Origin of the sequence: Pseudoalteromonas sp. A25, assembly GCF_009176705.1 — a bacterium.
In the GTDB taxonomy this organism is placed as follows: domain Bacteria; phylum Pseudomonadota; class Gammaproteobacteria; order Enterobacterales; family Alteromonadaceae; genus Pseudoalteromonas.
Genome location: NZ_AP021846.1, coordinates 2,007,405 through 2,027,879 on the forward strand (window position 1 = coordinate 2,007,405; position 20,475 = coordinate 2,027,879).

The window sequence follows — 20,475 nt, forward strand, 5'->3', positions numbered from 1 at the left end:
CGTTTAGAAAGTATAACGTGCACCTAAATTGTAACGGGCACCATATTGAGACCCATTTAGGAACTGCTCTGGGTATCGAACATACACTCGCTGCGTTTCTTCAGTGATATTAAGTCCTTCGAAGAAAACTGTAAGCTGCTCTGTTACTTGATAATTCACATTTACATCAATTTGCGAATAAGCTTCTGTAAACGCAGGTGACGAATGTTGATCAAAGTCAGATAAGAACTCATCACGCCAGTTATATGAAACCCTCACTGATAAGCCATCTTTGTCGTAAATTGCCGACAAGTTAGCAGAGTCACTCATACCTAACAGTGCAAACTGTGGTGTGGTAATGTCACGGTTAACGCTTACGTCGCCGTTCACGATAGTCGCGTTTGCTTGTACACCAAACCCGCTGTCGCCAAACATATGCTGAAGCGCCAACTCCCAACCATATAAACGCGATGCTCTTAGGTTAACATCTTTTGATACTGCAAACGTCGCGAGCGGATCCGTTTCATCAGCGCCAATGCGTGTACCAGAGTCAACGCCCATATTGGCATTAATACGGTCATGAATTGCTTGATCTGAAGGCTGAATACCCTCTGCAATTAATTGCTCACGCGCTTCTTCTGCTCTTGGACCAATAAATACATCTCGTAACCCATCAATAGATTCATTAGTCGTTACATTTACTAAGAAGTTATCTACCTTCTTATTAAAGTAACCGACTGAAACATAGCTACCTTGGTCATAGTAATACTCTAAAGATACATCGTAGTTATCAGCAACATATGGTTTTAACTCTGGGTTACCCACTTCTACTTTACGTTGCCCAACTTTAGGATTACCAATGAAGTTTCTGGTTGAACCCAATGCGCCAATTGGTGGGCGCGTTAAAGAGCGAGAGTAAGACACACGCGCGATAACATCGTCCATTAATTCGTAATCTATATCAACGCTTGGTAAGAACTCTTCTGTTTCACCAGAGCCATCTGAAAACGTTTGCTCAGCCGCATACACATATTCCCACTCGTTTCCATTAACCCATTCCATGGCAATAGCTGGACGTTCTAGACCTTTTGATTCAACGTCTGTTTTTTCGTAACGTACACCAACCACAACATTCAATGGTCTTTGCGCAACATCAAAAGTCATACTAGCTTGCGTATACAAAGAAGTCGTTGTTTCTTTTACGCGACTGTCGTTGTCAATTGGACCAGCTTGGAATTTACCATTTACTTCTTCTGGCCAACCATCATTGTAAATATCAGGCGCAATGGTATCTTCAATGGTCTCGAACAAATTAAGCACTTTGTCAAAATCAGCAGTTAAGTAATAGTTAACTGGCCTCGCGCCTGCATTTGAAAAGCCATCTAATAAACCATCAAGTGCAACACGGTTAAACATATCATCAGGAAAGTGTACCGCTGACCAAGTCCACCATCCCGCTGGTAAGTTTTGCGAGTATGCATTGGTTTGCTGATACTTCATTTGCGTGCGAGCAGCACCAAACGATACTTTATTCAAAAAGCCGCTTTGATTGTTTACCCATTCCCCTTTAAGTTGGAACTGGGTCATATCATTCGTTCTATCTTCTTGTGTGACAGCGCCGAATAGCGAACCCATGTCAGCACCGGTTAACTCGGCTTGAGGGTTCCCTTGTCCATCGACTAAGTCGAAACCCCAAAGTGGAATACCGCTGCCACTTACAGCATTGGTCTTAACATTAATATTTGCGGTGTTTGGACCAAACGCTTCACCAGCGTCATTACAAAAACCACATGATGTGTTACCAATGATCAAAAACGCATCATTGCCCAGTCCCGTACCTCGGTTTGTTGCAGACGAATCATGTGCATCCAATTCAAATTTTAGAGAATCTGATGCTTGCCACTCTAAGTTTAAACCTAACGATTTGTTTTCATTTTCATACTCAGCGCGGCTTAAGTTAGTTGCATAATCGCCACCGATTTCGGCAATATCAGTGTATGTACCGTTTTCATTAATCGTTGCGCTTTTAACGTTACCACCATTGTTAAACCACACACCAAACGCATTACGATTAGACTCAAAGTCAAGCTTTGAATAGGTATAGTCAAGCGTTGCAGTAAAGTCGTCGTTCGCGGCATATTGTAATACTAGCTGACCGTTTACACGAGTACGCTCATTGTCGTTGATTGAGTAGCCAGAGTTTTGAGGGTACCACGTCGCTCCGTCAGCGCGCTTGTTGTTGTCTGTTAACTCTAGATTTGGTGATGCGCTTAAGTCGACATTAGGGATCCAGTTATCGATTGCCGCTTTTTGTTCGCGGTTATTTCTGTCTTGGTAAGAACCTGACAGCAAAACACCAAACTTATCGTCATTAAAGGTGTTGCTATAAATGCCAGACACCTCAGGTGTTATATCGTCTCCAGCTTCATTAGACGTTTCCAGTACACCTTTCACGCCAAGTGATGCCTTTAACCCAGGAGAGGTCAACGGTTTTGCTGTAATCATATTTACAGTCGCGCCGATACCACCGCTAGGTAAGTCTGCTTTAGTCGTTTTATATATTTCTACCGCGCTTACACCTTCAGTCGCGATATTACCAAAGTCAAAAGAGCGTCCACCATCAAATGAGTTACCTGCAACTGTGGGTAATTGGCGCCCGTTCAACGTAACTAAGTTAAACTCTGGGCCCATACCGCGCACAGTTACTTTGCTGCCTTCGTTGTTACTGCGATCGATAGACACGCCGGTAATACGCTGTAACGATTCAGCTAAGTTGGCATCCGGAAATTTACCAATGTCTTCAGCGGTAATTGCATCTACAACACCTGTAGCGCTTCGCTTCACGTCCATTGATTTAATTAAACTACCTTTGATACCTGAAACTTCGATAACTTCGATATTTTCTTGTTGTTCTTGTGCCATTGCATTTGTAGCAAAGTTGCCCGCTAGAATAAGCGATAAACTGGTTGCCAGCATGGACTTGTTAAATTGTTTTGTTGTCATATTGATCCCCGGACCACACGATTGTTTATAGCATCTCGAAAACGTAGTTCACATTTGAGAGAAACACACAATGTAAGCGCTTACAAATGATTTCAAAAAAAATATGAAAGCGCTTACATTTAACTTAGTGTATATGTTTCTTATAGTCAAATAAAATATCATATACCCTATAAATTCATTTTAATTATACGTAAGTTCAACCCTAGGTTAGCGTTACACTCTTTGAATACTCGAACCTCTGGCCTTTAGTTTTGGTACAAATATAGGTTTAACCGACACATCTTTTTTACTGTATACCGTTTTAAGTATTAAATTTGCCGCCATCTTGCCCATATCGTAGATAGGATAATCAATTGTCGTTAATGTAGGATAAAGGTAACTTGCGTAAATAATGTTATCAAAGCCAACGACCGATAACTCACTCGGTATTCCTATACCCAGCTCTCTCGCTCTACTCATCACACCAGAGGCCATTTCATCATTAGCACACACTATCGCTGTAAATTTTTGACCTCGATTTAAAAAATAGTCTAACCCTTTACCACCGGATTCTTGCCTATAATCACCTTCAAATAACTGAGCTTGCGTAAAGGCTATCTTGTGCTCTTGTAGCGCCTGTTTATGACCCACTAATCGCGCTTGTGCATCTTGCTTCCACATTGGTCCTGAGATATACGCCAATTGGCGATGCCCCAATTCTAATAGATGCCGTGTAGCTAAGTAACCGCCTTGGCGATTGTCAAGACAGATACACCTTGACGCTAAGCTTTCGATGTATCGATTCATTAAAGCAAACTCAATCCCGCGGGCCTCAAGCTCGACTAAATACTCATCGCTAACAGACTCTGCATGTAAAATCAGTGCATCACATTTACGACCAATTAAAAACTCAATACTCTCTTTTTCTCTTTGTTCGTCTGAATGCCCCGACGTGATAATGGTATGCTTACCTTCGAGCCTAAGCGTGTCTTCAATCGCACTCATCATGTCTCCAAAAAATGGACCATGGAGTTCAGAAACCAAAACGCCAACACTGTTTGAACGATTCGAGGCCAGCGACTGAGCAATCGAATTGGGCTGATAACCCAACTCGGCCATGGCATCTAGCACTTTTTGCTTGGTCTTATCACTGACTTTTGCATTATTGTTCATTACTCGAGAGACCGTCGCCAGCGATACTCCAGCAAGCTCAGACACTTGGTAAATGGTGGCCATACTTTCCCTTAAAAACTATTAACTATGTTGCTGCTTTAGCTCGCTAAGCTCATCTTGTATTGATGACATAGTTTGCGTATCTAGTATGTAATGACGCATTAGATAGGCAACGATCAGTGAGCCAAACGCAGGAATAATACTAAAACTTAGTGCGATCCCCTGTTGCGTATGGGCTGATTGTGCCATATCCGCTTGATAACCAAAATAGCTTAATAGCCACCCGGCAATTGCACCGCCAAGTGCAATACCCATCTTGATAAAGAACACAACCGAGGAGTAAACCATGCCTGTCACTCGTCGATTCGTTTTCAAATGTCCATAATCAATTGTGTCAGCCATCATTGCCCATAACAAAGGGGTTGCCATCTGTAAGAAAAAACTCCAAAGCGCAAACAATATGAATGCCATCTGCCACTGACTTTGATTTACAAAGTAGGCTAAACCACATAAGAGCGCCGCGATAACTTGCAAGGCGATATAGGCTTTAACCTTACATACTTTGCGCGCAAGCCAACTAGAACATGCGCACCCAAGTATACTTGCAATCATGCCAACAGTGACAAACTGACTGAGCAGTTGCGGTAATTCTAAGTAGTACTTTACATAATAAACAGCCAAAGATGCCTTTAATACTTGCCCTGTCAGTAAACTCAATCCCACTAATGATAAAATACGCCACTGGGAGTTTTTAAACAGCAATTTGAGATCACTAGAAATAGGCGGTGCAGATTTCTCTACTTCGTGTTCAACACGCTCCTTAGTACCCAAAAAACATAATACAAACAAGATAAGGCCAAGTAGCCCCATCACAGCCATGGTCAGCTGATAACCGGTTTGAACATTACCTTGACCGAGTAACTCGACTAACGGCATTGTTCCCGCTGCAATTATAAGCCCACCGAGCATGCCAAACACAAAGCGGTATGACTGCAAAGATACCCGCTGCTGTGGATCAGACGTCATTACCCCACCGAGCGCAGAATAAGGAATATTGATTGCCGTATACACCAACATCAGCAGTGCATAGGTAACGAAGGCATATGCCACTTTGAAATTGTATGACCACTGTGGTGTGGTAAACGCGAGTACACTAATAAGCGCAAATGGTACACATAACCATAATAGATACGGGCGATATTGCCCGTATTTAGTATGTGTTCTATCGGCAATCGCGCCCATAAGGGGGTCGGTCACCGCATCAAATATGCGCACAACCAAGAATAATGTGCCTACCAGCGCAGGCTCAATTCCCATCACATCAGTATAAAACAACAGTAAAAACATCATCACTGTTTGGAAAATCAAATTACTAGCTGTGTCCCCTAACCCATATGCTATTTTTTCTGTTTTTGTCAGCATAACCTAGTCTCTATTTATTTCGCGCTAAAAGCATATCTCGATAAGCAAGCGCACTTTGTTTCAACGTTCTTTGTTGAGTTTGATAATTTACGTGAACAATACCAAAGCGTTTTTTATAACCTTCTGCCCACTCAAAGTTATCCATTAAGCTCCATGCAAAGTATCCCTTTATTTTAACGCCTGAGGTCATTGCCTGCTCAACAGCATTAAGATGGCTGTGTAGGTAGCTGATTCGCTCTATATCAACAACTTGGCCGTCTATGAGTTTATCATCAATTGCTGCACCATTTTCTGTAATGTAGATGTCAGGTAAAGTGTAGCGCTTATTGAGGTCTGTTAATAATTTTAATAGACCGTGCGGATACACTTCCCATCCCATATCGGTTAAGTTCATGGTTTGTGGCGGACACACCTTAAACCCATCTTGCTCGCAGCTTTGGTAGACAGCTCTGCTGTAGTAATTAATACCTAAGAAGTCTAAAGGTTGACTGATGATAGACATATCACCTGCTTCTATAATTGGTCTTTGCTCTTGTGGCATACACTTAATGATATCTGGATAACGACCTTCTATTAGTGGCCTTAAATACCACTGATTGAAATGCTCATCAGCTAGTTTTGCTGCTGCAATATCCTCTTCTTTGGCACTCGCGGCATAACTTGGGCTGAAGTTCAACACAACGCCACTTTTACTGCTGGGCGCATTTTTTCTAAGCACTTGCATTGCCAGCCCGTGTGCAAGTAATAAATTATGCGCAGCTTGCTTACCATGCTGCTTGCCTTTAAGTCCTGGCGCGTGAATTCCTACTTCGTAACCAAGGTAAGCACTGCACCATGGCTCATTTAGTGTGGCGTATGAAAAAACTTGTTCGCCAAACTCTTTTGACACAATATCAACGTAATCGGCGAATGCTTTAGCTGTATTTCGATTTAGCCAGCCACCAGCATCTTCTAAATGCTGGGGTAAGTCCCAGTGATATAGGGTAATAAATGCCTTGATATTTAGCTCATCTAACTTATCTAACAGCTTTTGATAAAATGCCAAACCCGCTTTATTTTTTGAACCGTCTTGATTAATGACTCTTGCCCACGCAATCGAAAACCGATAGGCATCAACGCCTAACTCAGCAATCATTTCAAGATCTTGTTGCCAGAACTTAACATGCTCGCATGCTACATCGCCGTTAGAAGCGTCTGCTATATTGCCTTTGGTTGCGCAAAAGGTGTCCCAGATTGTGTCTTGCCTAGACTCCCTCGCCCCTTCAATTTGAAATGAAGAAGTGGCAACACCAAAAATAAATGACGGATCATTCAACGGCGACATTTTAGACAAGTTCAATGAGTTCATTAGCTCTACTCTATATAGTTGTATCAATTTAAGTGGCTTTGCACATTTAGCTATTCGCTGCAAAAAAAGCCTTGCTTGTTGCTTTGCATCGTGACTATGCTATAAATGAAAGCGCTTACATTTTTATTTAACGTTAATGGCAATCTAACGAATGGTCAAGCCATTTAAATATTTAAATCGCTAAGCCTTTAAAATAAAACTTAAATTTAATGAGGAACAAGTATGGCAGGGTCACCAACGGTAATGCCACCACAAGGCAAAGCCGAACAATATACCGGCACAAATCATATGTTTGCACTAAGTGCACTCACAACATTATTTTTTATGTGGGGCTTTATAACCTGCTTAAACGATATTTTGATTCCTTACTTAAAAGCAATGTTCTCGTTGAGTTACACGCAAGCGATGTTAATTCAATTTTGCTTTTTTGGGGCATATTTTGTGGTATCCCTACCAGCGGGTAAGCTTGTCGCAAAACTTGGCTTTCAACGAGGTATCGTTACAGGTCTATTAATCGCAGCGCTTGGTTGTGCACTTTTCTACCCTGCTGCAGCTTTTGGACAATATAGCTTGTTTCTTGGCGCATTATTTGTTCTGGCCAGTGGTATTACGATACTGCAAGTTTCTGCAAATCCATTCGTGAGTATATTGGGCGACCCTAAAACAGCATCATCGCGTTTGACAATGACCCAAGCGTTTAACTCCTTAGGGACCACAGTCGCACCTGCTTTCGGCAGCATGCTAATTTTATCGGCGGGTGTCGCCAGTCAAGATGGCAGTGAAGTTCAGTTTTCTTATTTATTATTAGCTGGCATGTTATTAGCGCTAGCACTGGTGTTCGCTCTGATCAAATTACCTAAAATTGAGCAACAGCAACAACAGAGTGCGACGACAAGTCGCTTCGCAATTTTACATCACAAGCATTTAAGCTTAGGTGCCGTCGCATTGTTCTTATACGTAGGTGGTGAGGTTGCAATAGGTAGCTTTTTAATTAACTACATTGGTCTAGAGAACATAGCTGGTTTAGAAGAGGCGCAAGCGGCTCATTTAATTGCCTACTATTGGGGAGGCGCAATGGTTGGGCGCTTCATAGGCGCTGCAGTGATGCAAAAAGTTAATGCCGCTAAGGTGCTTGTATTTAACGCCTTGATGGGGTCGCTACTGGTTATTTTAGCGATTATGACAGATGGCGCATTAGCAATGTGGTCTTTACTACTCGTTGGCTTATGCAACTCGATTATGTTTCCCACTATTTTTAGTTTAGCGATTAACTCATTAAAATCTCAAACAGCCCAAGGTTCAGGTTTGTTATGCCTTGCAATCGTAGGTGGTGCGATAGTCCCCCTACTTCAAGGCATGCTCGCAGATAGCATTGGCCTACAGGCTTCCTTTGTGTTGCCTTTATTATGCTTTATTTATATCGCTTACTACGGCTTCGCTGGCACAACGCCTAAAAAATTCAAACGCTTTGACATTCAACCGGAAAAATTATGATAGCTAGAACTTCTTTAATCACCTCCGTTATACTCGCCGCTTCTGGATTAGTCGGTTGTGCACAAGATTTAGACACAGCCTCACAACAAGCGGACAAAGTAAAAAATACGAAAGATATTTGGCCTGTTTTACCTAAGGCTGTTCCACATGATGAAATCATTGAAGGGAAAGTCCAGTCTCTATTAGCCAAAATGACTTTAGAGCAAAAGATTGCGCAAATGATCCAACCTGAGATCCGTGACGTGACTGTTGAAGATATGCGCCGTTATGGCTTTGGTTCATATTTAAATGGCGGTGGTGCATTTCCAAATAATGATAAACACGCCACACCTGCAGATTGGATAGCGCTAGCAGAACAAATGTATCAAGCCTCCATAGATGATAGTCTTGACGGAATTAGCATTCCAACAATGTGGGGAACAGATGCAGTTCACGGACACAACAATGTTATTGGTGCAACCCTATTCCCACACAACATTGGCCTCGGTGCAGCAAACAACCCTGCACTTATTGAGAAAATCGCGTCAATTACAGCAAAGGAAGTCATGGTAACTGGCATAGATTGGGTATTCGCGCCAACTGTTGCCGTGGTGCGTGACGATCGTTGGGGCCGTACATATGAAGGCTACTCTGAAGACCCAGCTATTGTTGGTAAATATGCAGCAGCTATCGTGTCTGGATTACAAGGCAAACCAAACGAAGACTTCTTGGCAGATAACCGCGTGATCAGCACAGTAAAACACTTTGTAGGTGACGGCGGTACGCAAGGTGGTGATGATCAAGGGAACAACCTAGATAGCGAACAAGACCTTTTTGATATTCACGCTCAAGGTTATGTTCAAGGTTTAAGCGCAGGTGCTCAATCTGTAATGGCTTCGTTTAACAGTTGGCACGGTGAGAAAATACATGGTCACAAATACCTGCTTACTGATGTACTAAAAACGCAAATGGGTTTTGACGGTTTTGTTGTTGGTGACTGGAACGGACATGGGCAAGTAAAGGGCTGTTCAAACGAGAGTTGCAGTCAAAGTATTAATGCGGGTTTAGATATCTTTATGGTTCCAACCAAAGCGTGGAAGCCGCTACTTGAAAATACCATCGAACAAGTTAAAAACGGCGAAATAAGCCAAGAGCGTATTGACGATGCAGTATCTCGTATATTACGCGTTAAATTCCGCGCGGGTCTATTTGATAAACCAAGTCCTGCAAATCGTAAACTCTCTGGTAAAACAGAACTAATAGGACATCCAGAACATCGCGCCGTTGCACGTCAGGCCGTTCGTGAATCACTCGTGTTACTTAAAAACAACGACAAGCTATTACCACTCAAACCAAATGCGACGGTGTTAGTTGCCGGAGACGGTGCCGATAACATAGGCAAACAATCGGGCGGCTGGACCATAACATGGCAAGGAACAGGTAATAGCAACGATGACTTTCCTGGTGGTAGCTCTATTTTTGATGGCATAAACGAGGTTGTTTCTGCACATGGCGGTAAGGCGCAACTTAGCGTAGACGGCTCTTTTACTAGCAAGCCCGATGTCGCTATCGTGGTGTTCGGTGAAGAACCCTATGCAGAGGGCAATGGTGATCTAAACAACCTAGACTTCCAGCGTGGCAAAGCTAAGGATCTTGCGCTACTGAAAAAGCTCAAAGAGCAAGACATTCCGGTTGTATCTGTGTTCATTACAGGCCGTCCGCTTTGGGTTAACCCTGAATTGAATGCCTCTGATGCGTTTGTTGTGGCTTGGCTACCAGGCTCAGAGGGCAATGGTGTTGCGGATGTGTTGTTTAGTTCAGTTGATGGCAAAATCAAGCATGACTTCAAAGGTAAATTATCCTTTTCATGGCCAAACAGTCCTAACGATACCACGCTGAACGTTCATGATGAGCAATATCAACCACTATTTGCTTATGGTTATGGGCTAACATATAACGATGACAAAAACGTGCCTCAGCTATCTGAACAAGAAACGCAAACCGCAAGTAACACTCAAGCATTAGCTATCATGCAAGGTACTGTAAAAGCTCCATGGACGTTGCAACTAAATAGTGGTGACAAGTCTCGAACGATGACCAGTAATACCGCGTCGTTGGCTAACCTTAGTGTTAGAACAACTGATAGACATATCCAAGAAGATGCTCGTGCGATTAATTTTATCAATAATGAAGTCAGCAAGGTGCAAATTGCCCACGCCTTCCCAGAAGATTTACGTGCATACAGTGGTAGCAAGGGTGCTTTAAGCTTTGACGTGATGTTAAGCAGTGACGTGCCAGCCAATGCAAAAATTGGTATTAATTGTGATGCTGCATGTTCTCAAGGCGTGCCACTTTCAAAATTGATCTCCGCTGAAGATAAAGGAAAATGGAAAACCATTACAGTAGCCACAGCGTGTTTTGCTGGTGACACGGACAATATGGCTAAAGTATTCAGCCCATTCGCTATCGCAAGCCAAGGGCCGCTTAGCTTAACAATTTCAAATATTGTTCTTAAAAATAATATTGATGAAAATCAGGTTTACACTTGTAGTAAGTAAAAACATTAATAATGTGTTCATATCTCAAAGGGCCTAAGGGCCCTTTTTTCTTATGAAGTCAAACAAGGCAAAGACTTGTCATTTTATAATCGCTAGCGAGGCACCTTTTTTAAAAAGTTTTCTGCGTTCGAACATATAATACCAATTTTATTAATACATTGATCATTCTAGCTAGCTAAATAACTCATTGACTGCGTTAAATATTTCTCATGTAGAACAACTGCATAGCGAAATATTTGCCTTGTTACTAAGCCATTTATATGTCGCAATATCTGATCACCAATTTAATGCAATTGGTATAAAATCAAATTGATTAACGGCTTCAAAGCATGTTACAGCTTAATGCGCTCACCTTCGTTCAAAATGATCAGTGGTACCTTACTCTTCAAGCTTTTGTGTTGGCCAAGTAACCTAAACAAGGGGGCATGACTGCTTTTGTCACCCATTTTCCACGATGCATTACCATAGCCCCATGGGATCATCACCTTGCAATTGAGTTCATTGGCTGCGTAAAGCGCATCTTCGGGTGTCATATGGACTTTTCGATACCATTTACCTGCTGTTTCATGGAAATACGAAGCAATTGGCATTAAACAAACATCAAAAGACTCAAATCGCTTTGCTATCTCGCTAATATGAGCTGAGTAACCCGTATCTCCAGCATAAAATAAGCGGGTGTTGTTCGACTCTATAACCCACCCACCCCACAAGCTTGCATCATGATCTTCGCTAATATAAGGCACGATGATGCGACTACTAAAATGATGTGCAGGTACAAAGTGTAGTGTTGAGTTGCCTAGGTTAGCTTGTGTGAACCAAAGCATTTCTGAAATATTGTATCCCCCATGTGCAAAGTAATCTGCGAACCCTTTAGGGGTGAAATACCTAATGTTATTTCCCAAGCTTTTTATTGTTTCTTTGCTGAAGTGATCATAATGAATATGAGAGTACACAACCCCATCTATAGTATTCGCCAAATTGTCTGGCCATTTGACTTCATTACGGTAAAAACCATTGATCAACCTAAAGCCCAGATCGACAGGCCAATCAAACTGGTGTTGCACTGGGTCAATTAATAGCGTTTCACCTGTTGGTGTTTGCACAGCAAACGTAGCGTGGCCTAACCATTGAATTTCGTAGCCAAGCAAGCGCTGACTAAACGTGTTTGTGCCCACGTACTGACACTGTTCCATGCCACTTTCACAGGTAATTAACTTAGTTTTTGGGTAGCAGTTGCGCTCACAGTTTACTGGGTAAATTTTTGGTTTTTTATAGTAATTATCATACCTATCCTCAAAGCCCTTCTGAGTGCTGTAGGCAACTACTTGATGAGGTGAGGTTATACTAGTGACTGTGTTAGGTGATGAACAAGCACTGATGATAAATGCAGTTGCAATAAGTAAAGTATACTTCAACGTAAACGCCTAGATGATGGGTTTTAAGACAGACCTTGATTCTACCATTCACAGCCCAACTTGATAAGTGATCCAAAGATGGGCTGTATTTGGTGTGTAAATCTATTAACTATACGCTCACGATACTTTGGATACCGCCTTAGTACCCAAAGTATATATGGATTTTATCCCTTGCTAAAACATGACTTTTTGTTTACCACTTAAACAAACGACACTTTTGTTTTACTTTGAGTGCGTAGTTAGCCACTGTATAGGGTCCAACTTTCTTTTCTCTAACAGGTTCAAATGTATAGGTTTCCATTGATACATCCATGGTGCCATTGGTATCAAGTGAATAGGTTGATTGAATTTTAGAGCTACCGATTTCAAATAAATTTATAAATTCATTACCTACAAGGTACTGGTCAATTACAATACCATTGTTTTCATCAACAGCGTAATGGCCAAAGGATTCATTAATTGTTTTAAGTGTATAGTTTCTGACTTGCTGCGAACTTCCTTCACCATAGGTCATTATCCAATCTGCATTTTCATCATCTATATCTGTAATTTCTAAGGCCATGGCAAACTTATATAAAGTTCCTTTGTGAGGTGTAATTGCTTCGCATTCTCCTTTGTAATAACCAGTCCATCCTTGTGGAGCGTAGCCGAAACTCGCTGCACTAGTGAGTAGTAGTGTTGGAGCAATTATCAGTTTCAGTGTATTTTTCATGTTATTTTCCTTGTTGTTATAAAATTACTGCAACCATATGATTACAATAAATTTACCCATTTTGCAAACGCGCATTTGAATAATAAAACAACAAGTTATCACTTTACTCGCCCACCAGCTTAGATGCTGGTGATGTAGCTTCTAATGTTGATGATGCATCACACTTCAGTGTTGCGCTTTGTATATTTAACGACCGGGGCAAGTGAATTACAATGCACTGCGACATGATGTAGACGAACCAATTTAGCTCTCTTGCTAGCGGGAAATACCCTACTCCCTTGTTTCCATATAACCAAAACATCCCAATAATTGCATCTGCGATAGTAGCTAATATAAGACCAAAACTAATCAGGTGCACAGCTACAGCTGAGCGTGATATTCCAGCGTCAAAGCTCAGCAAAATCCCAAAACAAGCGGGTATGGCAATGATAAAACTATAGATAAAAGCCATAGTCACAATGTAATAACCCGCTTCCCAAATGGCCATATTTACATAGCAAATAAGTGCAACCAACATTGTTATGAGCAAACACACTACAAGCTGTTTTAATGAAAATGCCCGATATAAAATAGGCCAAATAGCAATTAATAGCAGCGCATATCCTGGCGCAAAAAACCAGATAGAGTCGATTAAGTAGTCATGTTTTATAACTTCGCCATGGGTATAAAATTGTTCTGTCAGATTAAAATTAATGACATCCCCACAAATGCACAGTAGCAAAGCAGTCAGCGTAAATTTAGCAACTTTCAGTCTGGCTTGGTTGGCTTTAACAGACTGCATAATAAGAACACTATTGAACACCAATAAGCATAAAACTCCCGCCTCAACCAGCAATATATAATTACGAGTTCGACTATCTGCTACTGACCAATAGCCTGCTATGGCTGCAAGCACATCAAACGTCGCTATAAAAAAGGTAATAACTGATAAAATGATATACCGATTCAAATCGTGAAAGTCCTGTTTGCTAATTTTTTTTAGTCGCTCCGGTGTTTTTAGCGATACATTTTTCTAATAGACTCAATTTTTTCAGTACTTAAGAGGTTTAGGTTTTGCTCTAATAAGCTCGCTTTATGCTTTGCGTACTTGGCTACATAGCCAATAAACTGAGGCTCAACATGCAGTGGTTCGTCAAAAATAAGCACCGGTAAGTTATACTTCCTAACCACTTGCTTCGCCCAATACCTATCTACCAATAGCGCCTCTACTTGTGCGTTTTTCAATATGCCGAACAATGCCTTCGCGTCTTCATCTGACGACTCGTAATACGATACTCTTGCTGTAATCGCATTTAGCTTTGATAGCTTATCGTAGACGATATCGGGGTATATGTATTCTTCGGCCATTACAACTCGGAACTCTTTAAGCGACTTAATATCGCTAAGCGAATTGACCCCAGCATCATGTTCTACCGCAAACGACAACTGCCACGAAGAAATTGAATACTTAACAATATCAAGGTCATCACTAGTATCAATGTCAAGAATGAAGTCGTACTTCCCCAACCTAACAGAATCTTTGCAACGCTTAAATGGTAACTCACTAAACTCTAAGCTAACACCAGAGTCTTTCATCGCACTTCTTAAAATATCGATTTGCAAGCCTTTTACAACTCCTTGTTCACTAAAGTTGTAAGGCCACCATCTTGAAAAACAAAAACGGATCTTATCTGGTTCAGTATCGACAGTTGGTTGTTGGCTATGGCTAAACAAAGATATTGAAAGTGAAATTATCAATAAAATAAATTTCGCCATAAAAATGCCGCTTATAGTTAGTAGGTTACCTTGTATTAGCGTAAACCATTACTTATATTGCGCAAATATTGCGCCTTTAAAAGTGGCCGACCAACAAACATATAACTAGCACGAACGCCAGCACGAGCCAAAGTTTTACATAGCGCCATTTTACTTGTGCGTTATGTAAGCATTGCACCGGGTTTTTTGGGTCGATATAAATATAAGTTGCTTCGCCAGCGTTAAATGAGCGGTGCAGGCTAGGCCTATAAGCTGTTTCACAGCAATATTTTTCGCCTTCAAATGTATACTCAATGAGCAAACTCGACTCTGAGAGTAGCTCCAAGGGGCCACTTGAGTGTTGTTTTACCTTCGCTATCCCTTCAACCTGAACTGGACGCCATTTGCGTTTATTTTTTTTGTAGCCAGCGTAAATGTAAAAACTAGCTACAACTAAAATAGCTGAGACAATAAATATATACATCAACTATTTAGCCCATAAACTAGGCCAGCAGCGAGTAAATCACTCAATGCCATGCCGACTGATTTAAATACGGTAATTTGATCAACCTGCCTTTGCCATTGTAATTTGTGCATTTCGCTAAGCTCGGCAATTACATCACTTTGAGAAAAAATACCTTCTTTGATTGGAATAAGTAGCTCTCCGGCCTCTTTTAATACATTAATTCGACTGTCGACAAATACATTTGCCCGAGCAATAGTCGCACTATCACATTCTCTTGCATCGTGATGGTGGTTACCTATCAAATCGATATGCGTGCCTTCACTTAACCATGCACCATCAAACAACGGCTTTTTTGCGCCGGTCGCGCAACTGATAATATCTGCGCTACTAATAGTCTGCTCATCTGCCACACCAACTGCAAATGAAACATCCACGTACTGTTTAGATAACTGTTCAAGTAATATATTAGCCTTATCCATGTTACGAGCAATAATTGTCACTTTGTTAATTGGCCGAACGCTTAAATGCGCACCTATCATATAGGGCGCTAAGTTGCCTGAGCCAAAAAACACTAAATGACGCGCATCTGAGTTCGACAAATAGTGACTGGCAAGGGCTGATACACAGGCGGTACGCCAAAGCGTCACGCTCGTGCCGTCAATAAGAGCTAATGGTTCACCAAACTCTCTGTTAAAAAGCATTATTTTTGAGTATAAGCTCTTAAAACCCAACTCCTCATTATGAGGAAAATAGGTAAATGCTTTTACGCCAATAAAGTGTTCGTTCCATGCCGGTAAAACCGCAAACGCATCATGTGTCACTGTGTTTAACTCATAAACATTACGAGGCGGAGAACCTGAGGGTCTTGCAAAGCCAACTTTAAGCGACTCAATTAGCTTTTCAAAAGAAAAACACTTATGTACTTGTTCTGCACTAATAACTAGCATCGCTTTACTCCTTGTTATGTTAATACAAAAGATTTAGGGGCATGCGTTAAACATTCATACCCTTGCTCTGTAATCAAAATGTCATCCTCAATTCGAACACCACCTAGGTTTGGCAGGTACACGCCCGGCTCAATTGTGATCACATTACCACTGTGTAAAACGTATTCGTTCCGGTTATTAACAAAAGGAAACTCATGAAGGGCTAGACCTAGCCCATGGCCTAGTCCCTTTCCTGCATAATGCTGGTATCCGTGAGAGCACAGTACTTGCTCAGATGCCAAGTTGAGCGTTTGACAAGATACTCCTGCCTTGCAAATCGACAATGCAGCATGTTGTGCAGCTAAAACGGTATCGAACATATGTTGTTGCTTTTTCGTAGGCTCACCAAATACGTATGTACGCGTCATATCAGAGCGATAACCATTAACAACAGCGCCAAAATCAATCAAGATTAGGTCTTGATGAGTCAGTTTAGTTTCACCTGGTTTGCCATGAGGCAGCGCGCTTCGAGCACCAAAGAGTAATATCGTATCAAAACTCACACCATCAGAGCCGATAGTTTGCATTTTGTAATCAAGCTCTGTCGCCAGCTCTTTTTCTGTAACGCCAGATCGTACATGTTTGAGCACCTCAGCAAGTGCGGTATCAGCCAACGCCGCGGCCTTTTTAATGCTCTTGATTTCCCATTCATCTTTTACCATTCTCAGTGACTCAACTAGCCCTTGAGTTGGGCAAAGGCAGAGATGACCTAGAGCGTCAGCAATATCTTTCCACATACTTACTGTAACGAAAGCTGACTCAAACCCAGTGGTACCTGCTATTAAAAACTGAGCAAAGCAGCGACCAAGTGATTGAGAATCCCGATCTCTGCATACAACTTCACAGTGGTGAGATTCTGCTCTAGCGCGCTCATAATAGCGGTAATCAGTGATGAGATAAGTTTGCCTTGATGTCACAATGAGATAGGCTGCGTTGCCACTAAAACCAGTCAAGTAACGAATGTTTTCAACGCCGAATAGAATTAGATTATCGATGCCTTTTGACAGGCTGAGCGCTCGAAGTGAGTTTTGCCTAGATGCGTAAATAGAGTCCATATGCGTTATGTTATTGCTTATTTATTATAGCTATAACATAACGCAACCAATAATTGTATACAATATTAAATATTCAAATTTTAACTATCGCTACTTTCCATTTTTAGTAGCAACTGCTTAATATCGTCTTTAGCACCCGTAATGTGCTTTTTTAAAAATTCACATGCCTTTTTAACGTCTTTGCTTTTGCATAACTCTAACAACGTTCTATGCTCCTCAGGTGCAGTTTTAATGCCACCCGCTAACAAAATGTGCATCCGCACGTATCGTTCTGAGTTTTTGCTATAAACTTCAACCAGTTCGGCAGTTTGTGGTCGTTGCGCTTTGCTATACAGCTTTGCATGAAATTCTGCATTTAATTTGCCCGTTGCTGACTCGGTATCGCCCGCTGCAGTAGCCTCTTCCAAGTCATACAAAATTGCTTCCGCTTCGAGTAAGTCACGTGGTGTTAAATTGTTGATAGAGTGGCTCAGTAATTCAGCTTCTAATAAAGCCCTCAAATCGAAGATCTCATCTATTTGCTCGGCACTTAATTGCGTCGCGGTCGCCCCTTTATGCGCTTCAAAATTAACCAGCCCTTCTGATTCGAGTTGCAATAGTGCTTCGCGCACTGGGATCCTACTCACGTTAAGTTCATCAGCAAGTGCTGCTTGGCGAAGAGGTTCTCCGGCTTTGATTTCACCTGATAGGATCTTTTCCCTAATCGCTTCAGCCACTAACTGCGTGCGTGTTTTGTGCTCAATTGCCATAATATTCTCTCAAATTGCATTTGGCATACATTATACATAAATTACTGATCTTCGCCACGTTTGTGGCTAAACCGTAACAATGACTTTACCCAAATTTTCATTTCGCTGTAAAATTGCATGCGCTTCCTCTACTTGATGAAACCCTAACAATTTATATATTGGTATATGCATCGCATCCGTGAATAGCTGCTTGCCAAAGTTACCAACAAATGACTTTACTAAGTGGCGTTTGTATTCAATATCTCGATTTCTTAATGTTGAGCCGTGTAAATTAACGCGCTTTGCCAGTAGCTTAGCAATATCAATGCGAGCAAATCGCCCACCAAGCATTGCCAAAACGATACAATGACTATCTAAAGCGGCCACTTGAATGTTTTTTTCAAGGTACTGTGCAGCAATTGGGTCAACAATCACATGTGCCTGTAGGCCTTGTGAACGCATGACAGAGACAAAGCATTGTTGTTTGTAATTAATAACTAGATCGGCACCTAATTGCTCTGCATAACGACATTTTTCTTCACTGCTTTGGGTAGTAACAACGTGTGCCCCCAACAGCTTACCTAAACGTATTGCCGCACTGCCGACTCCTGATGCTCCGCCATGAACCAATAAAGTCTGTTGCTTTGTCAGGTTTCCCGTGTGCACAATCGCATCAAATGCCGTTAAGTAAACTTCAGCCAAGGTGGCCGCGGCTTCAAAACTGACATCCTCAGGGATTTCAATTAACTGCAGTGCATCGACACACACATACTCAGCGTAGGCGCCACCTTGTGTGAGCGAAAACACACGTCGATTGAGCCATTGATTTTTTAAATTAGGCGCACAATCAACAACAACACCGGCGGCTTCCAGCCCTAAAATATCACTGTCCCCTTCCGGTGCAGGGTATTTACCTTGCTTTTGTAGTATATCCGCACGGTTTACACCAAACGCGGCAACTTTAATCAGCACTTCATGCTCTTTAGGCTTAGGTATTTTCGTTTGCTTTATACTTAACTCGCCATCATCGTTAACACTGATATAGTTCATTAATTGAGCGTATCTATCTTTTTCCATATCTCTGATTCAACAAGCTTGCCGTTTTCATGCAAAGTATGATGCCACAGTTCACCCTCAATTTTATAACTAAAAGCCATGGTTTTACCCAGTAATGATGGTACGTTCCCGTAGGCAAATGTCTCTATAAAATGACTATTATCCAGTTTATATGGGCCGCCTCCTGCATATAAAAACTGACCATTTTTTTGTGTAATGTAACTAAAGTGGCTTGCTGAAATCACTTTGACAGAGCTCAAGTTAGGAGACTCTGCCGTTACATAGCCATCATCTGTTGCATATTTACCTTTTACAAATTGCCAAGTACCCAACAATGGATTAGCAATTGCATTGCCACAAAAAATAAGTGCTGTCGATAATATCAGTCCTTTAAAATGCATGTGTAACCTCTTAATTTTTAATATTTAGATAGCAGTACAACATAAAATTAATAGCAACTCACTTGAGTTTATTTCAACAATTAGTGTAATTGTTTTTCATATTGTCGGTCTATTAAACAGCGACTTGTTATTGAGGGTTAATATATGAAGTTATTTCGATGTGTACTGTTGCTCTGTTCACTCAGCGCTTTTGTATGCCCAGTGTTTGCAGTAGAAATTGACTATATTAATCTCTCTAAATTAACTCACGAGAGACAAAATAAAGTAAAGAATTGGGTTGAGCACGGCGTACGCAGTACGTTCGTAACATTAGGGCCACTTAATCAAAAGAGGCTGCCTGTTACTCTTAAACCTCGCTACTTTGCGTTTGAACCTGTGCCGTGGGCTAGTGTAAAACGCGGTCAAAATGATGGCATTGAACTACATTTTCATCGCTACGCAAGTACCCAGTCTCTGCTCAAAGACTGGAGTCTTTATCACGAACTGGCGCATTTATATCACCCCTTATTTAGTTACGATAATTTTTGGCTTAGCGAGGGGCTGGCAACTTACCTACAAAATATTATCATGTTAAACAATGGTGTTGTTGACCATCAAGAGTTTCTTATGCGACTCAAAGCTGGCCTCCAAAGAGGAGCATTACAAACTAACCACATCACGGGCCCATTAAATATAGTGTCAGATAACATGTGGTCACTTAACGCCCAACAACGAGTGTATTGGAGTGGTACTGCCTTTTTTATTCAGGCACAACTTGCGCTTAAAAAGCACAACAGTCCATACAAAACGATTGAAGCACTCGTAAAAAAATATCAATCCTGCTGCAAGCACCCTACACATTCGGCAAAACAATTTATCGCACATTTAGACAAGTTATCTCAAAGTGCTATTTTTTCGACGCTTTACAGTCAATACATAAAGCGCACCGACTTTCCAAAGATCAGCAACTTACAGCTCTCACAACTTAGATTTTAGGCTGCTAAAAGG

At 41.4% G+C, this 20,475-nt stretch carries 17 protein-coding genes; 3 read left to right on the forward strand and 14 right to left on the reverse strand.

Features of this window, described 5'->3' with window-relative positions:
* Positions 1–3: 3 nt before the first annotated feature.
* From GDK41_RS08510 to GDK41_RS08525, 4 genes are all read right to left on the reverse strand, one after another.
* Positions 4–2,982 (reverse strand): TonB-dependent receptor, encoded by a 2,979-nt coding sequence (locus tag GDK41_RS08510; protein WP_152086007.1) that lies wholly within the window; start codon positions 2,980–2,982, stop codon positions 4–6.
* A 213-nt stretch (positions 2,983–3,195) separates the two neighbouring features.
* Positions 3,196–4,197 (reverse strand): LacI family DNA-binding transcriptional regulator, encoded by a 1,002-nt coding sequence (locus GDK41_RS08515; RefSeq protein ID WP_152086008.1) that lies wholly within the window; start codon positions 4,195–4,197, stop codon positions 3,196–3,198.
* Between the two features lie 18 nt (positions 4,198–4,215).
* The gene (locus GDK41_RS08520) at positions 4,216–5,556 is read right to left on the reverse strand and encodes a glycoside-pentoside-hexuronide (GPH):cation symporter (RefSeq protein ID WP_152086009.1); all 1,341 of its coding nucleotides are present in this window, start codon (positions 5,554–5,556) and stop codon (positions 4,216–4,218) included.
* Positions 5,557–5,566: 10 nt separating this feature from the next.
* The gene (locus GDK41_RS08525; RefSeq protein WP_152086010.1) at positions 5,567–6,904 is read right to left on the reverse strand and encodes a GH1 family beta-glucosidase; all 1,338 of its coding nucleotides are present in this window, start codon (positions 6,902–6,904) and stop codon (positions 5,567–5,569) included.
* 222 nt (positions 6,905–7,126) lie between these two features.
* Here GDK41_RS08525 and GDK41_RS08530 point away from each other — a divergent pair, with 222 nt between their 5' ends.
* Together GDK41_RS08530 and GDK41_RS08535 are read left to right on the forward strand one after the other, a co-directional pair.
* Positions 7,127–8,398, forward strand: a complete 1,272-nt coding sequence (locus tag GDK41_RS08530; RefSeq protein WP_197739480.1) for a sugar MFS transporter — start codon at positions 7,127–7,129, stop codon at positions 8,396–8,398.
* Positions 8,395–10,935: a glycoside hydrolase family 3 protein gene (locus GDK41_RS08535; protein ID WP_172971584.1), complete on the forward strand. Its 2,541-nt coding sequence runs from the start codon at positions 8,395–8,397 to the stop codon at positions 10,933–10,935. The genes GDK41_RS08530 and GDK41_RS08535 overlap by 4 nt, the downstream gene beginning before the upstream one ends.
* A gap of 332 nt (positions 10,936–11,267) precedes the next feature.
* On the opposite strand, the gene GDK41_RS08540 is transcribed toward GDK41_RS08535, so the two are convergent.
* From GDK41_RS08540 to GDK41_RS08585, 10 genes are all read right to left on the reverse strand, one after another.
* Entirely contained in the window at positions 11,268–12,350 is a 1,083-nt protein-coding gene (locus GDK41_RS08540; protein WP_152086012.1) for an MBL fold metallo-hydrolase, read from the reverse strand.
* 193 nt (positions 12,351–12,543) lie between these two features.
* Positions 12,544–13,062 carry a hypothetical protein gene (locus GDK41_RS08545; protein ID WP_232056437.1) on the reverse strand — a complete coding sequence of 173 codons (519 nt, stop codon included), beginning with the start codon at positions 13,060–13,062 and terminating at the stop codon, positions 12,544–12,546.
* Between the two features lie 103 nt (positions 13,063–13,165).
* Positions 13,166–14,011, reverse strand: coding sequence for a hypothetical protein (locus GDK41_RS08550; RefSeq protein ID WP_152086013.1), 846 nt, complete (start codon positions 14,009–14,011; stop codon positions 13,166–13,168).
* Between the two features lie 47 nt (positions 14,012–14,058).
* Positions 14,059–14,817 carry a substrate-binding periplasmic protein gene (locus GDK41_RS08555; protein WP_152086014.1) on the reverse strand — a complete coding sequence of 253 codons (759 nt, stop codon included), beginning with the start codon at positions 14,815–14,817 and terminating at the stop codon, positions 14,059–14,061.
* A gap of 76 nt (positions 14,818–14,893) precedes the next feature.
* A complete protein-coding gene (locus GDK41_RS08560; protein ID WP_152086015.1) occupies positions 14,894–15,280 on the reverse strand; it encodes a hypothetical protein in 387 nt (128 codons plus the stop codon).
* Entirely contained in the window at positions 15,280–16,209 is a 930-nt protein-coding gene (locus GDK41_RS08565; protein ID WP_152086016.1) for an ornithine cyclodeaminase family protein, read from the reverse strand. Before GDK41_RS08565 ends, GDK41_RS08560 begins: the two co-directional genes overlap by 1 nt.
* A gap of 14 nt (positions 16,210–16,223) precedes the next feature.
* Entirely contained in the window at positions 16,224–17,303 is a 1,080-nt protein-coding gene (locus GDK41_RS08570) for a M24 family metallopeptidase (RefSeq protein ID WP_152086017.1), read from the reverse strand.
* An 80-nt stretch (positions 17,304–17,383) separates the two neighbouring features.
* Positions 17,384–18,052: a GntR family transcriptional regulator gene (locus GDK41_RS08575; RefSeq protein ID WP_152086018.1), complete on the reverse strand. Its 669-nt coding sequence runs from the start codon at positions 18,050–18,052 to the stop codon at positions 17,384–17,386.
* A 66-nt stretch (positions 18,053–18,118) separates the two neighbouring features.
* Entirely contained in the window at positions 18,119–19,081 is a 963-nt protein-coding gene (locus tag GDK41_RS08580; RefSeq protein WP_172971647.1) for an NAD(P)H-quinone oxidoreductase, read from the reverse strand.
* Positions 19,081–19,488, reverse strand: a complete 408-nt coding sequence (locus GDK41_RS08585; RefSeq protein WP_152086020.1) for a hypothetical protein — start codon at positions 19,486–19,488, stop codon at positions 19,081–19,083. The genes GDK41_RS08580 and GDK41_RS08585 overlap by 1 nt, the downstream gene beginning before the upstream one ends.
* 144 nt (positions 19,489–19,632) lie before the next feature.
* On the opposite strand from GDK41_RS08585, the gene GDK41_RS08590 reads away from it, so the two are divergent.
* Positions 19,633–20,463 (forward strand): M61 family metallopeptidase, encoded by an 831-nt coding sequence (locus tag GDK41_RS08590; RefSeq protein ID WP_152086021.1) that lies wholly within the window; start codon positions 19,633–19,635, stop codon positions 20,461–20,463.
* Positions 20,464–20,475: the final 12 nt, after the last annotated feature.

Bases quoted from the DNA above. Each gene is read 5' to 3' on its own strand.
- GDK41_RS08545 (WP_232056437.1), bottom strand. From the start codon at position 13,062: ATGAAAAATACACTGAAACTGATAATTGCTCCAACACTACTACTCACT.
- GDK41_RS08555 (WP_152086014.1), bottom strand. From the start codon at position 14,817: ATGGCGAAATTTATTTTATTGATAATTTCACTTTCAATATCTTTGTTT.
- GDK41_RS08560 (WP_152086015.1), bottom strand. From the start codon at position 15,280: ATGTATATATTTATTGTCTCAGCTATTTTAGTTGTAGCTAGTTTTTAC.
- GDK41_RS08575 (WP_152086018.1), bottom strand. From the start codon at position 18,052: ATGGCAATTGAGCACAAAACACGCACGCAGTTAGTGGCTGAAGCGATT.
- GDK41_RS08535 (WP_172971584.1), top strand. From the start codon at position 8,395: ATGATAGCTAGAACTTCTTTAATCACCTCCGTTATACTCGCCGCTTCT.
- GDK41_RS08565 (WP_152086016.1), bottom strand. From the start codon at position 16,209: ATGCTAGTTATTAGTGCAGAACAAGTACATAAGTGTTTTTCTTTTGAA.
- GDK41_RS08510 (WP_152086007.1), bottom strand. From the start codon at position 2,982: ATGACAACAAAACAATTTAACAAGTCCATGCTGGCAACCAGTTTATCG.
- GDK41_RS08525 (WP_152086010.1), bottom strand. From the start codon at position 6,904: ATGAACTCATTGAACTTGTCTAAAATGTCGCCGTTGAATGATCCGTCA.
- GDK41_RS08585 (WP_152086020.1), bottom strand. From the start codon at position 19,488: ATGCATTTTAAAGGACTGATATTATCGACAGCACTTATTTTTTGTGGC.
- GDK41_RS08515 (WP_152086008.1), bottom strand. From the start codon at position 4,197: ATGGCCACCATTTACCAAGTGTCTGAGCTTGCTGGAGTATCGCTGGCG.
- GDK41_RS08520 (WP_152086009.1), bottom strand. From the start codon at position 5,556: ATGCTGACAAAAACAGAAAAAATAGCATATGGGTTAGGGGACACAGCT.
- GDK41_RS08570 (WP_152086017.1), bottom strand. From the start codon at position 17,303: ATGGACTCTATTTACGCATCTAGGCAAAACTCACTTCGAGCGCTCAGC.
- GDK41_RS08530 (WP_197739480.1), top strand. From the start codon at position 7,127: ATGGCAGGGTCACCAACGGTAATGCCACCACAAGGCAAAGCCGAACAA.
- GDK41_RS08590 (WP_152086021.1), top strand. From the start codon at position 19,633: ATGAAGTTATTTCGATGTGTACTGTTGCTCTGTTCACTCAGCGCTTTT.
- GDK41_RS08580 (WP_172971647.1), bottom strand. From the start codon at position 19,081: ATGAACTATATCAGTGTTAACGATGATGGCGAGTTAAGTATAAAGCAA.